Source organism: Sinorhizobium numidicum (assembly GCF_029892045.1).
Classification (GTDB): Bacteria; Pseudomonadota; Alphaproteobacteria; order Rhizobiales; family Rhizobiaceae; genus Sinorhizobium; species Sinorhizobium numidicum.
The window spans coordinates 2,174,769-2,187,538 of the sequence record NZ_CP120368.1 but is presented as its reverse complement, the minus strand read 5'-3'; the positions used below and the strand labels follow the sequence as shown (position 1 = coordinate 2,187,538).

The window sequence follows — 12,770 nt, the reverse complement described above, 5'->3', positions numbered from 1 at the left end:
ATGAGCAAGGCTTACACCGATCACCTCGGCCGTCCGATCGTCGCCGTTACCGGCATGGGCGTCATCACCTCGCTCGGCCAAGGTCTCGAAGACAATTGGGCGGCGCTCACCGGCGGCGTTTCAGGCATTCACAAGATCAGCCGTTTCCCGACCGAGAAGCTTTCCACGCGCATCAGCGGGACGGTGGATTTCATCGAACTGCCGGCGGCAAACGCCGTCGAGCGTTCCTATGCGATGGCGCGCGAGACGACGCTGGAAGCGCTGGCCCAGGCCGGCCTTTCCGGCGATTTCAACGGTCCCTTGTTTCTGGCCGCCCCGCCGATCGAACCGGAATGGAGCGCCCGCTTCGAGCTTGCCGATCGCTCGCCGCCGTCGGAGCGTCCGGGCGACGCTTATAACCGTTTCCTCGCGGCGATGCGCCAGAAGGCGGATCCGGTATTTCACGAGGCCGCTCTCTTCGGATCGATCTCGGAGCGGCTTGCGGACCGGTTCGGGACCCGCGGTCTTCCTGTGACGCTTTCGACAGCCTGCGCTTCCGGCGCGACCGCGATCCAGCTTGGCGTCGAGGCAATCCGCCAGGGGCGCACTGACCGCGCACTCACGGTCGCGACCGACGGCTCGGTCAGCGCCGAGGCGCTCATCCGCTTCTCGTTGCTTTCCGCGCTTTCCACCCAGAACGACGCGCCGGAAAAGGCCTCGAAGCCTTTCACCAAGGATCGCGACGGCTTTGTCATTGCCGAAGGTGCAGCGACATTGGTGCTCGAATCGCTGGAAGCAGCGCTTGCCCGCGGCGCTCGCGTCTATGGCATTCTCAAGGGTTGCGGCGAAAAGGCCGATCTCTTCCACCGCACGCGCTCGTCGCCCGATGGCGGACCGGCGATCGCGACCATTCGCGCCGCGCTCGAAGACGCCGGCATCGACGAAACCGGCATCGGCTATATCAATGCCCACGGCACGTCGACGCCCGAAAACGACAAGATGGAATATCTCTCCATGTCCGCCGTCTTCGGCGAGCGTCTGCCGGCGATCCCCGTTTCGTCCAACAAATCGATGATCGGCCATACGCTGACGGCCGCCGGCGCGGTCGAGGCGGTGTTCTCGCTGCAGACGATGCTCACCGGCACGCTGCCGCCGACGATCAACTACCAGAACCCGGACCCGGCGATCGTTCTCGACGTCGTGCCGAACGCGAAGCGCAGCCAGCAGGTGACTGCGGTGCTGTCGAATTCGTTCGGTTTCGGCGGCCAGAACGCCAGCCTTGTGATGACCGCCGAGCCGGCTTGAGCCGTCGCTCGGCGACCGGAATACCGCTCCCGCAAAGGAAAGACCATGCGCGCCCTGCAATTGCTCGATGACCGCAAGCTTGAAATCAGCGATCTTCCGGAACCGGAAGCGCCGGGTCCGGGCGAGGTGACCCTGCGGGTCAAGGCAGTCGCGCTCAATCATATCGATGTCTGGGGCTGGCGCGGCATGGCCTTTGCCAAGCGCAAGATGCCGCTCGTCATCGGCGCGGAAGCGTCTGGCGTGGTTGAGAGCATCGGCCCCGGCGTCGCAAACGTTCTGCCCGGCCAGCTCGTTTCGATCTACGGAGCGCGCACCTGCGGGCTCTGCCGCGCGTGCCGCGAGGGGCGCGACAATCTCTGCGAACATGTCGGCGGCGTGCACGGCTTCCACTTGGACGGTTTTGCGCAGGAGAAGGTCAATCTTCCGGCCCGCCTCTTGATTCCGGCGCCTCCGGGCGTCGATGAGGTGGGCGCTGCGCTTGCTCCGGTTACCTTCGGCACCGTCGAGCACATGCTTTTCGACAATGCCAAGCTCGAGCCAGGCGAGACCATCCTCGTTCATGCGGGCGGTTCCGGCATCGGCACGGCCGCGATTCAACTCGCCAAGAAGATCGGCTGCACCGTCATCACGACGGTCGGTTCCGATGACAAGATCGAGAGGGCAAAGGCGCTCGGCGCCGATCACGTCATCAACTACCGGACCGATCGCTTCGAAGGCGTGGTGCGCAAGCTCACGAAGAAGAAGGGCGTCGATGTCGTCTTCGAGCATGTCGGCAAGAACACCTGGGCGGGCTCGATGCTGTGCATGAAGCGGGGCGGACGTCTCGTCACCTGCGGCTCGACCTCCGGCGTTTCGACTGACATGAATCTGATGATGCTCTTCCAGCAGCAGTTGAAACTGCTCGGCTCCTTCGGCTGCCGGATGGAGAACATGGCGAACGCCATGCAGAAAATGGCGCGCGGCCTCGTTCATCCGGTGATCGATACCGAGGTGGGCCTTCACGATATCGACCGCGCGCTGGAGCGGATGGAGTCGCGTCAGGTCTTCGGCAAGATCATTCTTCGGATGGATTGATCTCCGTGCGCATGCTGATCACACGACTGGTGCTTTCTGCCGATCGTTTCAGGCAATGGCTGATCGCGCAGTTCGTGGTTCTGTTGCTGACCGTTCTCAAGCTCTTTCCGTCGGATGGTGCGATCAACTTCATGGATCGTGTCGCCCGCTGGATCGGCCCGAAGACCAGCCGTCACAAGCTGACGCTCACCAACCTGCGCAACGCGTTCCCGGAAAAGAGCGAGGCGGAGATTGAGGCGATCGCGCTCGAAAGCTGGGGCAACATGGGGCGGCTTGCGGCCGAATATGTCTTCCTCGATCGTCTCTTCGATTTCGATCCGAACCGGGCGGAGCCGGGCAGGGTGGAGGTCTCCGGGATCCCGCTCTTCCTGGAGCTGCGCGATAATCCGCGGCCATTCATCGTGTTCACCGCCCATAGCGGCAATTTCGAGATGCTGCCGGTCGCAGGGTCCGCCTTCGGGCTGGACGTCACAGTGCTCTTTCGCCCGCCGAACAATCCCTATCTCGCCGACAAGGTGTTCGAATTCCGCAGGGAGCGCATGGGCAACCTCGTGCCGTCGCATGCGGGCTCCTCCTTCGCGCTCGCCCGCCAGCTCGAACGCGGCGGCGGTGTCGGTGTGCTCGTCGACCAGAAGTTCCGCAAAGGCTTGAAGACCAAGTTCTTCGGTCAGGACGTGCAGACCAATCCGCTGCTCGCCAAACTCGTCCGCCAGTTCAATTGCGAAGTCTATCCCGCCCGCTGCATTCGTCTGCCCGGCGGCCGCTTCCGGCTGGAACTGGAGCCGGCAGTTGAAATTCCGCGCAGGGCCGACGGCAGCGTCGACGTCAACGCCACCGCTCAGATGCTGAACGACAAAGTCGAGAGCTGGGTCCGCGAATATCCCGGCCAATGGCTCTGGTACCACGACCGCTGGAACATCAAGCGCCATCTTTGAGGCCGCGGGAAAAGCGCCCGCCTGCCTGCCACTCAGCAAGTGATCCCACGCGGCGAATGACGACTCGAAAGTGTCGCGCGCGTTTTCCGTCGCCGTCGGCCGCCAATTCTGGGCGGACGCAACGGGAAGCGGTTCCGGAAACGTTTGTGGACTTCTGCCTCGGCTTTCCGCTGTTGAACGGTCGCGCAATGCGTGTAAACTCTTCGTTGTATTTGGGGAGCGACTGCAAGCGCTTTGGGCAACGAGCGCAACGCGGTTTTGCATGGAAAGAGGGGGAACTCATCAAAATCTGGATCGCCGGGCTGCAGCATCTCCGCCTGTTTTGAAGTGCATTGGCGCGGCTTCGCCGCGGGGAATGGGGTTTTTCAAATTGAACCATTTGATCGAGCTGTTCTGGTTCAAGTATTCGCAGCTACAATATGCCGTGAGGACGGCGGACGAACATCTGATCGGCATTCTCGATCGTGAACTCGATCCGATGCTGAGGGCGATCTACGACGAGAAGGCTGTCAGCGTCGAAGAGGCCCGCCTCCAGTTCCAGTTTCTGATCGACATATTGCGTGTCGAGGCCGATGACGTGAACTCGGTCCTGCGCAATTCGCAATTGCTGCGATCTCTGGTCAATCGCTATTTCGCAGCGACCGGGGCGGCGAGCCTCGCAGGGCTCGATCTTGACCGCTCGCGGAAGGTACCGAGCAAAGGCCGCGCGGACGAGGGTCTGCTCAACGAGGCGATCCTTGATTGCTTTCCCGATCGGATTGCCGTGATCACGCCCGATTATCGTTACCTCTATACCAATCCGGTGAATGCGAATTACCTTCAAAGCAGGCCGATGGATCTGATCGGCCGGCACATCGTCGAGTTCATCGGCATTCAGCGGTTCGAGCAGCGCGTCAAGGCCTACCTCGACCGCTGCTTCGCCGGTGAAATCCTCGACTACAACTTTGCCAAAACAGTCAATGACCGGACAGTGGTCGTTCGCTGTAGCATGACGCCGTGCATGTCGAGCACCGGAAAGCTGATCGGTGCGATCCTGGTCATTCAGGAACATGCGGACCGGCGCAGAGCGATCGCGGCGTGAGCTCCGGTCGAGGACGGGCCCGGTGGGTTCGTTGCGACTACCAGTGAGGAGATGGCCTCGGACCAAAGCCGAGAGGTGCGCGGGAACGGAAGGAAAACCGCTTCGCATATCCCTCCACTCGACTTTTCGTGCCGAACTCGAGTCGAGATGCTACGCTCTGCTGCTGCCGTGCCATCACGGATAGGCCTTGATGCAACTGTAACCTGCAGCAAGCGTCGGCATCGCGGCGCCCTTGCGCCCTTTTGGGCGGACAAGCAGTTGTGGCAGCGGTGATACTCGAGAGGAGGAACCGAGATGTCACAGGAATGGCCAATGTTCATCCTGCAGTGCATCGTCGTCTTCGGCCTCGTCAGCGCGCTGTTCATCCGGTTTGGCGAATAGCTCCAACCGGGACGACAACCGATCCTAGAGCATCCCGCTTTCAAGCGGAACCGCTGGAAGCGGACAAGATGCTCTAGAATCTAGAGTGCTAGAGCGTCCTTTGTGCGTTCACTTGAACGCACGGCGCTCTAGAGTTGAGACCAGGCAGACGGCCGGGAAGCCGCCTGCCTGACTATGCTATTGCGCCGACCAGACCGCCAGTTCGTAACCGTCCGGATCGGCAAAGTGGAAGCGCCGGCCGCCGGGGAAGGAAAAGATCGGCTTGACGATCCTGCCCCCGGCCGCTTCGACCCTTCGTTGCGCGTCTTCCAGGTCGTCCGCATAGACGATGACGAGCGGTCCGCCGCCTCCGATCGGCCCGAGCGTAGTGAAGCCGCCCGTCAGCCGGCCATCGGAAAACTCGCAATATTCCGGCCCGTAGTCCGTGAAGGTCCAGCCGAAAGCGCCGCCATAGAAAGCCTTGCTCGCGGAGATGTCCGCCACGTTGAACTCGATATAGTCGATGCGGCGGTCGTTATCTTTGCTGCCCATGTTTCTTCCCGTCGTTTCGTTTGTCGCTGTCGGATTCCAAAATTGATTTGAGGGTGGCGAGGTCCTTTTCCACCCATGCGGCATCGGCGGCGAATTGCTCGTCGCTCATGTTCGGCTGGCGGAGCAGCGTGAACATGACTTCCGCGCCGTCGCCATTGGGGACGACACGGAGCGCGTTGTGAACCTCGAGGCCGTTGTCCAGCGTCACGAGATGATCGATGACGCCGAACTCATTATCCGGCGCAAAGCGCACGCGGGCGGTGCCGAGCGGCCCGGGCGCGATCCACTCGTCGCCATCGCGGGTGAGCCCGGAGGAGAGGCCGGAGGCCCAAAGCGGCATTTTCTCGTGATCGGCCATAAAGGCATAAACCTCGCGCCAGTCTCGCGCGATCGATGTGTGAATGATCCTGGCGATCATTGTGGTCATGCGTTCGCTCCGTTCGAGTGATTGATAGCACTCCGCCGTGCGGCGGTCTTGAACGAAACGGCCAACGTCTCCGGCTGATGTAGAGAGAAAGCCCGCAGAAAGCTCGCAAAAAGCTCGCAAGCTGAATGCGAGGAATAAAACCATTCTGCATCAAACGGTTGTGGAGATGTTCTCATCCTGTTTCGCGTTGATCGCCAATTGTGTTTGGATCTGGCGCGGTGTCAGCGATGTGAGTTCTTTCGCCTCGCGAGCGAGGTGGGCCTGGTCGGCGTAGCCGGCATCCAAGGCGAGCATCGCCAGCGATCCTTGCGGCTGCGCACGGCACGCAGTCAGGAAACGCTGGAGGCGAAGAATGCGATCGAGCGTTTTGGCGCCGTAACCGAAATGCTCATGGCAGCGGCGCCGCAGGGTTCGCTCGCTTATGCCGGTGTTTCGCGCCAGTGTCCTCACGGGATCGGCGGCCGGCACGCGACCTTCGTCCAAACGCGCTCGCAGGACGGCGATGTCCGACGGCAGTTGTGGCGCAGCCGGCAGACGTTCTTCGAGCGCCGCAGCAAGAATGGTGAGCCGTTCCGACGCGCTACGCGCTTCCGTCATTCGCGCGTCGAGATCTCGGGCCGCTACGCCCCAGAAGAGCTCCAGCGGCAAAGTCTGGCCCGTGATCGCATCAAGCGGGGTGCGCAGCCAGGACGCCGCGGCGCCGATGCGGAAGCGGGCGCCGAAGATTGTTTCGCCCGCGGCAAGTGCAGGAAAGGCGGCGACCCTGTCGGGACCCACTGTTGCCAGACCTGTCGCCGACCAGATGATATCGGCACAACCATCCGGCACCACGGCGATGTGCGGTGTCTCGTCGCGAGGCAGGCGGTGCGTCCACAAGCACTTCACCGTGGCGGCCAGCGCACCTGTTGTCTGCCGCTCGCGATAGATCCCCGAGCTTTGGGCCAAACAGAGACCAGAGCGCAGGCGAGGTGATCCTTCACTTACATTCCGCTGCGGCTCGTTGAACGCGACCCCGACCATGATTTCGATCCGGCATTACGGTGATCCTGGGGCGGACTCTACAATGCAAATCGGGCAGAAAGGCGCGCCAGTGCGGCGCGCCCCTCCCTCTAGCTAGTCGCGCGACCAGATCTCCTGATCGATCTTGCCCTGCAGCTCCGGATAGTCCGCGGCGTGGAACACCGGCACAACGCCCTGTTTCCGCTGGTCGAAATAGTCCTTTGTCAGCTTGGCAATGGTGCCGGAGAGAAGCAGGATGGCGATGAGATTGATCGTCGCCATCAAGCCCATGGAGGCGTCGGCCGCATCGAAAACGGTGCTGATGCTTTCATAGGCGCCCCACACCACCATCGCAAGCACGGCGCTGCGCATGGCGGCAAGACCCAACCGGTTGCCCGCGCCGAGATAGGTGAGCGCATTCTCGGCATAGGAATAGTTGCCGATGATCGATGTGAAAGCGAAGAAGAAGATCGCGACGGCGATGAAATAGGTGCCCGCCGTACCGATATGGACGTTCATTGCAGCCTGGGTGAGCTGCGTGCCTGTGACGCCGGAGCCCGGTTCCAGCGTACCCGAAAGCAGGATCATCACCGATGTCGCGGTGCAGATCAGAATGGTGTCGATAAAGACACCGAGCGACTGAACGAAACCTTGGGAGGACGGATGATGCGGCACCGGTGTCGCGACGGCGGCAATGTTCGGGGCCGAGCCCATGCCTGCTTCATTGGAAAAGAGACCGCGCTTGACGCCGTTGAGCATGGCCGCGGCGATCCCGCCGGTGATGCCGCCGGCCGCCTCCTGCAGTCCGAAGGCACTGGAAATGATCGTCCAGAGCACGTTCGGCACCAGCGATGCGTTTGCGATCAGCACGTAAACCGCCATCAGCAGATAAGCGACGGCCATGAACGGGACGACGACTTCGGCGACACGGGCGATCTGCCGGATGCCGCCGAAGATCACGACACCGGAAAGCACCGCAATGACGATGCCGACCGTTAGCTTCGGAACACCGAAAGCGCCCTCTACCGCATCGGCGATCGAATTGGCCTGAACCGCGTTGAAGACGAGACCGAAAGAGATGATGAGGCAGACGGAGAAGATCGTCGCCGCCCAGGGCGCGTTGAGGCCGCGCGCTATATAGAAGGCCGGCCCGCCGCGATATTGGCCGTCTTCGTTGCGTATCTTGTAAAGCTGCGCAAGCGCGCTTTCGGCATAGGCCGTTGCCATGCCGACGAGCGCTACCATCCACATCCAGAAGGTTGCGCCCGGACCACCGAGATAGAGCGCAACCGCGACGCCGGCGAGATTGCCGGTGCCGACGCGCGAGGCGAGGCTGACCATCAGTGCCTGAAAGGGGCTGATGCCGGCCGCGTCCTTGCTGCCGCCGCTGCTGAGCACCCTGAACATCTCTCCGAAATGAATGATCTGGGGAAGGCCGAGGCGCAGCGTGAAATAAATCCCGACGGCCAGCAGACCATAGATGAGCACATAGCCCCAGAAGATCGTGTTCAGAAAGCCGATGATCGTATCCATGCGGTCCTCGCTCCTCTTATTGTACCGATTGGAGATTGCGCGCCGCCCGTCAATTTCCCGTTGTGGGCGACTCGGCGTATGGCGGCATTACCGCGCAAACTTGATGCAGATCAAGGCTCAGAGCGTTCGAATCGGCCGGAACACGGTCCGAAAGACGAGATATCCGGGGAAATTCACGCAAAATGCACTCGAAATCGGAAAAACCGCCGCATCCATCGACTCACGGCTGAACCCGCCAAATGCCGCGCGTGGCCTCGGGGCCGTCTTCATCCGTCGGCGGTCCCCACAGTTCCTGTTGCGATCGAAAGTGCGCTGACATCGCGTGCCCTCGACGATGGTCGCGACATACCGGAAAAGCAGCGATTCTGGCGAGAATGTCTTGTCGTAAATCGATTTGGGTGCCAAAACGGCCTCCGCCGTCGCATGCCTCCTTTCGCCCGTTCTCCACGGGCATGAGATATGCGCATATCACTTCGGGAGCTCGGCACTTCGCGCTCATCCCGAGCGCGTCCGGCTCTCCTGTCCAATGGAGGCAACACGTGTCACAGGCGGAAATCGGTCTAATCGGTCTCGGCGTCATGGGGTCGAACCTGGCGCTCAACATCGCTGAAAAGGGCAACAAAATCGCCGTTTTCAACCGCACGGTTGACGCCACGCGGAGATTTTATGCTGAGGCCGGCGCGCTCAAGGATCAGATCGTTCCCTGCGAGACGATCGAAGAGTTCGTCGCTGCGATCCGCCCGCCGCGTCCGATCATCATCATGATCAAGGCCGGCGATCCCGTCGATCAGCAGATGGAGGCGCTTGAGTCTCACCTCGCCAAGGGCGACATCATGATCGACGCCGGCAACGCCAATTTCCGCGATACGATGCGCCGCTTCGATGCCTTGAAGGACAGCGGCCTCACCTTTATCGGCATGGGTGTGTCGGGTGGCGAGGAGGGCGCGCGCCATGGTCCCTCGATCATGGTTGGCGGCACGGAGGAATCCTATCGCCGCGTCGAGAAGGTGCTGACCTCGATCGCCGCGAAATATGATGGCGTTCCCTGCGTCGCCTGGCTCGGTGAAAACGGCGCGGGCCATTTTGTCAAAACGATCCACAACGGCATCGAATATGCCGACATGCAGATGATCGCCGAAATCTACGGCATCCTGCGCGACGGGCTGAAGATGAGTGCCGGGGAGATCGGAGAAGTGTTCGGCGCCTGGAATAAAGGGCGGCTCAATTCCTATCTGATCGAGATCACGGAAAAGGTGCTGAAGGCGGCCGATCCGCTGACCGCCAATCCCATCGTCGACATGATCCTCGACAAGGCCGGTCAGAAGGGCACCGGCAAATGGTCGGTCATCGAGGCGCAGAACCTGGGCATTCCGGCGACCGGCATCGAAGCGGCCGTCGCCGCCCGCAGCATCTCCTCGATGAAGGAGGAGCGCGAGGCAGCCGAGAAGATTCTCGGCCTGCCGTCGATGGGCGAATTCAAGGTGGCAGACAAGGCAGCCTTCATCAAGGATCTCGAAAACGCGCTGCTCGCCGCCAAGATCGGCGCCTATGCGCAGGGTTTCGCGGTCATGGCGGCGGCCTCCAAGGAGTTCAACTGGAACCTGCCGATGCCGACGATCGCGAAGATCTGGCGCGCCGGCTGCATCATCCGCTCGCAGTTCCTCGATGAGATCACCACCGCCTTCGCCAAGGCTCCCGATGTGGCAAACCTGATCGTCACACCTGCCTTCGCGACGATGGTCAAGGAAACCGACGGGGCACTGCGCCGCGTCGTCTCGGCCGCCGTACTCGGTGGCCTGCCCGTTCCAGCACTCGCCTCGGCGCTCGGCTATTTCGACAGCTACCGCCGCGGCCGCGGTACGGCGAACATCATTCAGGCGCAGCGCGACTTCTTCGGCGCCCATGGTTTCGACCGCATCGACGGTGCCGACAGCCACCACGGACCATGGGGCAGCGGCCTCGGCGCGTAACCTCGCGTCCTTCGCAGGCTTGCAAAGAGGGGCGGCTTCGGTCGCCCTTCGACCGAAAGATCCAAGCAAGCAAAAGCAGCTATACCCTTTACAGGGGCATTCGAGAGTACGGCATGAAACTGAGAGTTATCGACGGCGGTAGGGCGAGCGAACCGGCTCCCGCTCTTGGCGCACCACTTGCAATGACCATTCGCGCAGAGGCGGCAAGGCGCATAGAGGCTAGCGGTTACCATCAGTGGCGGGCCCGCAGCCTTGCGACCGGCGTGCCGATACCAGGGCCGATCCGGTATCTGAAACTGCAAATCGATTTCGTCGCCGAGAAACTCGAACGGCTCAATCCGCTCCCTGCGGATTTTACCGAGGACAAATATTGGCCCGCCGTTTAGGCAGGTGAGCCGATGCGTGCGCCCTCCTTCGCCTTGAAGCGAAAATTTCGGCACGCAAATGGTAGTTGCATCGAAGACAGTCTCCGACAGGGAAGTAGCGGCGCGAAGCGACTATGCGTCGCCTGCCTCTATTTATTCGGAACGCTCTCGTAGATCGCCTCGCCGGAAACGGCGTCGGTGACACCCCGCTCTTCGCCGAGGTCCTCCAATGTATGGCGGAATTTCTCGAGATTGCCGACCATCAGAGGGCGGGCTGCGACCATGTGATCGAAGCTCTCCCACTCCCCGATCGCGCAATAGTGCCGTTCTCCGGTCTTGATAAGCGACACCTTTCTCAAGCCGTCGAAATTGCGTGGAAGCTCGCGGTACCAGCTTTCGAATTGCCCCTGCTCACCTGGCTTTACCCGAAATTTTACCACATTGTACGCTGTCATCCTGCGCCCCCCGGACAAGTGGTTTCACTATGTTCGATGCACGCGTTTTCCGTGTGGCCCGACTATACCATGCTTGAGTGGAGAACGCCCGCCCGCAAAATTGCCGCGCGTTCAACCCGCGAATGGCCTTCCGCCGCGCTGATGAGCGTATCGCTTACCGTCGGGTGTCGCCGTGGACGCCTTTCGCCCTACATGAGAGAGGATCTGGACGAAGGCCGGAGGAGAATGACGTGTCGATAGTTCTCTTTGGTGCATTTCTGCTGATTTGCGGTGTTCTTTACACGCTCTGGGAGGCACTTGCCCGGAGGCGGTTGAGCGACCCATCCCGCCTTTCCCGAAACGGGGCCGAGCCAACGTTGGAACCCAGGCGGCAGGGGCTCGGTTTCCTTGGGCTGACGCGCAATTGGCCCGGCGTGGCCTTGATGGTGGTCGGTGGGATCTGTCTGCTTTACGGCGCTGCGTTTAGCTGATCTGCGGTGCTTCCGTTCGGCTCTAGATCACGATGATTTTAGGTCGGATCGACCTAAAATCATGAACGTGATCGATTCTAGTAAGTTAGCGCGGGATGCGGGCGGAAAACCGCGCACACTTTTCCTCATCCCGCGCTAGGTTTTCATCGAGGCGGACACCGGCGGCTGGAATTCCGGCTGGCTGAGGCTCTGCAGGGTTTCGGGCGGTCGGCCTTCGATATGGCCTATCACCGCCTTGGCGAGTTCGCGGCCGGCAAGGCGGATATCCTCATGCATGGTGATGACTTCGGGGCGAAGCCAGCGCAGGAAATCGCTTGGTACCTTGGAGACCATGTCGGCATCCACGCCGAGCTTCTTGCGTGCCGCTTCGACGCCGGCGATCAGCGCGATGGCGCCGGAGCCGGACCCGGAGACGATGCCGTCCGGAGCGTCGGAGGAGCGCATCAGCTTCTCGAAGGCATCGCGAATGGCGACGAGGCTGTAGTCGATGTTGACCTGGTGAAAGCTCACCGATTCCGCGCCGAAGTCTCGCAAGGCCCGTTCGAAGCCGGTGCGCATATGCGAATGATAGGTGAGGTTCGGCGGCGGCTCCAAGAGCACCAGCCGCCGCCTGTCCCTTCCGACCAGCTTGCGCACGGCCTCATAAGCGAAGCGTTCGTTGTCGAAATCGTGATAGGGATGGGTAATCCCCATCTCGGTGCGTCCATGCGTGGCAAAGGGCAGGTGACGTTCGGTCATCAGCGTCACGCGCGGGTCGTGCGGCTCGGTGCGGGAGATGATGACGCCGTCGGCCGCGCCGGTGTCGAGAATATAGCGGATCGGGCCGAGCGGATCCTTGGTGGAACTATAGGGGGTAACGACCAGGTGATATTGCGTGCCGGCGAGGACTTCGGTGATGCCGATGACCATCGGGCTGGTGATGCCCATGATCTCTTCCTCCAGCGTCAGCACGAGGCTGATGACATTGGTCTTGCCGGTTCTAAGGCGCACGCCCGCACGGTTCGGCTGATAGCCGATCTGTTTTGCGACGAGGCGCACGCGTTCCTTGGTCTCGGCGCCGATATCGGGGGCGTCCTTCAGCGCGCGGGAAACGGTGGTTATCCCGAGCCCGGTCATGAAGGCAATCGTCTTCAGCGTCGGCCTGCCGCCGTCCGGTGGCGGCGTCGCCGCCGTCCTGTTTTTCGTCTTGCTGTCCATCCCCGTCACTTTAGCCCGCTCTCTCGTCTCGCGGTGATTGTGGGCTGCATGAACTCCACGTCATCGCG

The 12,770-nt window shown here is 61.6% G+C and carries 13 protein-coding genes; 7 read left to right on the top strand and 6 right to left on the bottom strand.

Annotated elements, in window-relative coordinates; genetic code table 11:
• The 4 genes from PYH37_RS21660 (at position 1) to PYH37_RS21645 (ending at position 4,374) form a co-directional block, all read left to right on the top strand.
• Entirely contained in the window at positions 1–1,284 is a 1,284-nt protein-coding gene (locus tag PYH37_RS21660; RefSeq protein WP_280733458.1) for a beta-ketoacyl-ACP synthase, read from the top strand.
• Positions 1,285–1,329: 45 nt separating this feature from the next.
• Complete coding sequence (locus PYH37_RS21655; protein WP_280733457.1) at positions 1,330–2,358, top strand: zinc-binding dehydrogenase; 1,029 nt, start codon at positions 1,330–1,332, stop codon at positions 2,356–2,358.
• 11 nt (positions 2,359–2,369) lie between these two features.
• On the top strand, positions 2,370–3,293 hold the full coding sequence (locus PYH37_RS21650; RefSeq protein WP_280736127.1) for a lipid A biosynthesis lauroyl acyltransferase: 924 nt from the start codon (positions 2,370–2,372) through the stop codon (positions 3,291–3,293).
• A 370-nt stretch (positions 3,294–3,663) separates the two neighbouring features.
• Entirely contained in the window at positions 3,664–4,374 is a 711-nt protein-coding gene (locus tag PYH37_RS21645) for a PAS domain-containing protein (protein ID WP_280733456.1), read from the top strand.
• A gap of 558 nt (positions 4,375–4,932) precedes the next feature.
• Here the strand turns inward: PYH37_RS21645 and PYH37_RS21640 are convergent.
• The 4 genes from PYH37_RS21640 to PYH37_RS21625 all read right to left on the bottom strand — a co-directional run bounded on the left by PYH37_RS21640 (position 4,933) and on the right by PYH37_RS21625 (position 8,245).
• Complete coding sequence (locus PYH37_RS21640) at positions 4,933–5,286, bottom strand: VOC family protein (protein WP_280733455.1); 354 nt, start codon at positions 5,284–5,286, stop codon at positions 4,933–4,935.
• Complete coding sequence (locus PYH37_RS21635; RefSeq protein WP_280733454.1) at positions 5,270–5,713, bottom strand: SRPBCC family protein; 444 nt, start codon at positions 5,711–5,713, stop codon at positions 5,270–5,272. Before PYH37_RS21635 ends, PYH37_RS21640 begins: the two co-directional genes overlap by 17 nt.
• Positions 5,714–5,863: 150 nt before the next feature.
• Positions 5,864–6,733 (bottom strand): helix-turn-helix domain-containing protein, encoded by an 870-nt coding sequence (locus PYH37_RS21630; protein WP_425336112.1) that lies wholly within the window; start codon positions 6,731–6,733, stop codon positions 5,864–5,866.
• Positions 6,734–6,826: 93 nt separating this feature from the next.
• Positions 6,827–8,245 carry an alanine/glycine:cation symporter family protein gene (locus PYH37_RS21625; RefSeq protein WP_280733453.1) on the bottom strand — a complete coding sequence of 473 codons (1,419 nt, stop codon included), beginning with the start codon at positions 8,243–8,245 and terminating at the stop codon, positions 6,827–6,829.
• Positions 8,246–8,784: 539 nt separating this feature from the next.
• Between PYH37_RS21625 and gndA the strand changes: the two genes are divergently transcribed.
• The gene (gene gndA / locus PYH37_RS21620; RefSeq protein WP_280733451.1) at positions 8,785–10,215 is read left to right on the top strand and encodes an NADP-dependent phosphogluconate dehydrogenase; all 1,431 of its coding nucleotides are present in this window, start codon (positions 8,785–8,787) and stop codon (positions 10,213–10,215) included.
• 113 nt (positions 10,216–10,328) lie between these two features.
• Positions 10,329–10,601 carry a hypothetical protein gene (locus PYH37_RS21615; RefSeq protein ID WP_280733450.1) on the top strand — a complete coding sequence of 91 codons (273 nt, stop codon included), beginning with the start codon at positions 10,329–10,331 and terminating at the stop codon, positions 10,599–10,601.
• A gap of 128 nt (positions 10,602–10,729) precedes the next feature.
• Here the strand turns inward: PYH37_RS21615 and PYH37_RS21610 are convergent, their stop codons facing one another.
• A complete protein-coding gene (locus tag PYH37_RS21610; RefSeq protein ID WP_280733449.1) occupies positions 10,730–11,035 on the bottom strand; it encodes a DUF718 domain-containing protein in 306 nt (101 codons plus the stop codon).
• A gap of 230 nt (positions 11,036–11,265) precedes the next feature.
• Here PYH37_RS21610 and PYH37_RS21605 point away from each other — a divergent pair, with 230 nt between their 5' ends.
• Positions 11,266–11,505, top strand: a complete 240-nt coding sequence (locus PYH37_RS21605) for a hypothetical protein (protein WP_280733448.1) — start codon at positions 11,266–11,268, stop codon at positions 11,503–11,505.
• A gap of 135 nt (positions 11,506–11,640) precedes the next feature.
• On the opposite strand, the gene PYH37_RS21600 is transcribed toward PYH37_RS21605, so the two are convergent.
• Positions 11,641–12,702 carry a LacI family transcriptional regulator gene (locus PYH37_RS21600; RefSeq protein WP_280733447.1) on the bottom strand — a complete coding sequence of 354 codons (1,062 nt, stop codon included), beginning with the start codon at positions 12,700–12,702 and terminating at the stop codon, positions 11,641–11,643.
• Between the last annotated feature and the right edge of the window lie 68 nt (positions 12,703–12,770).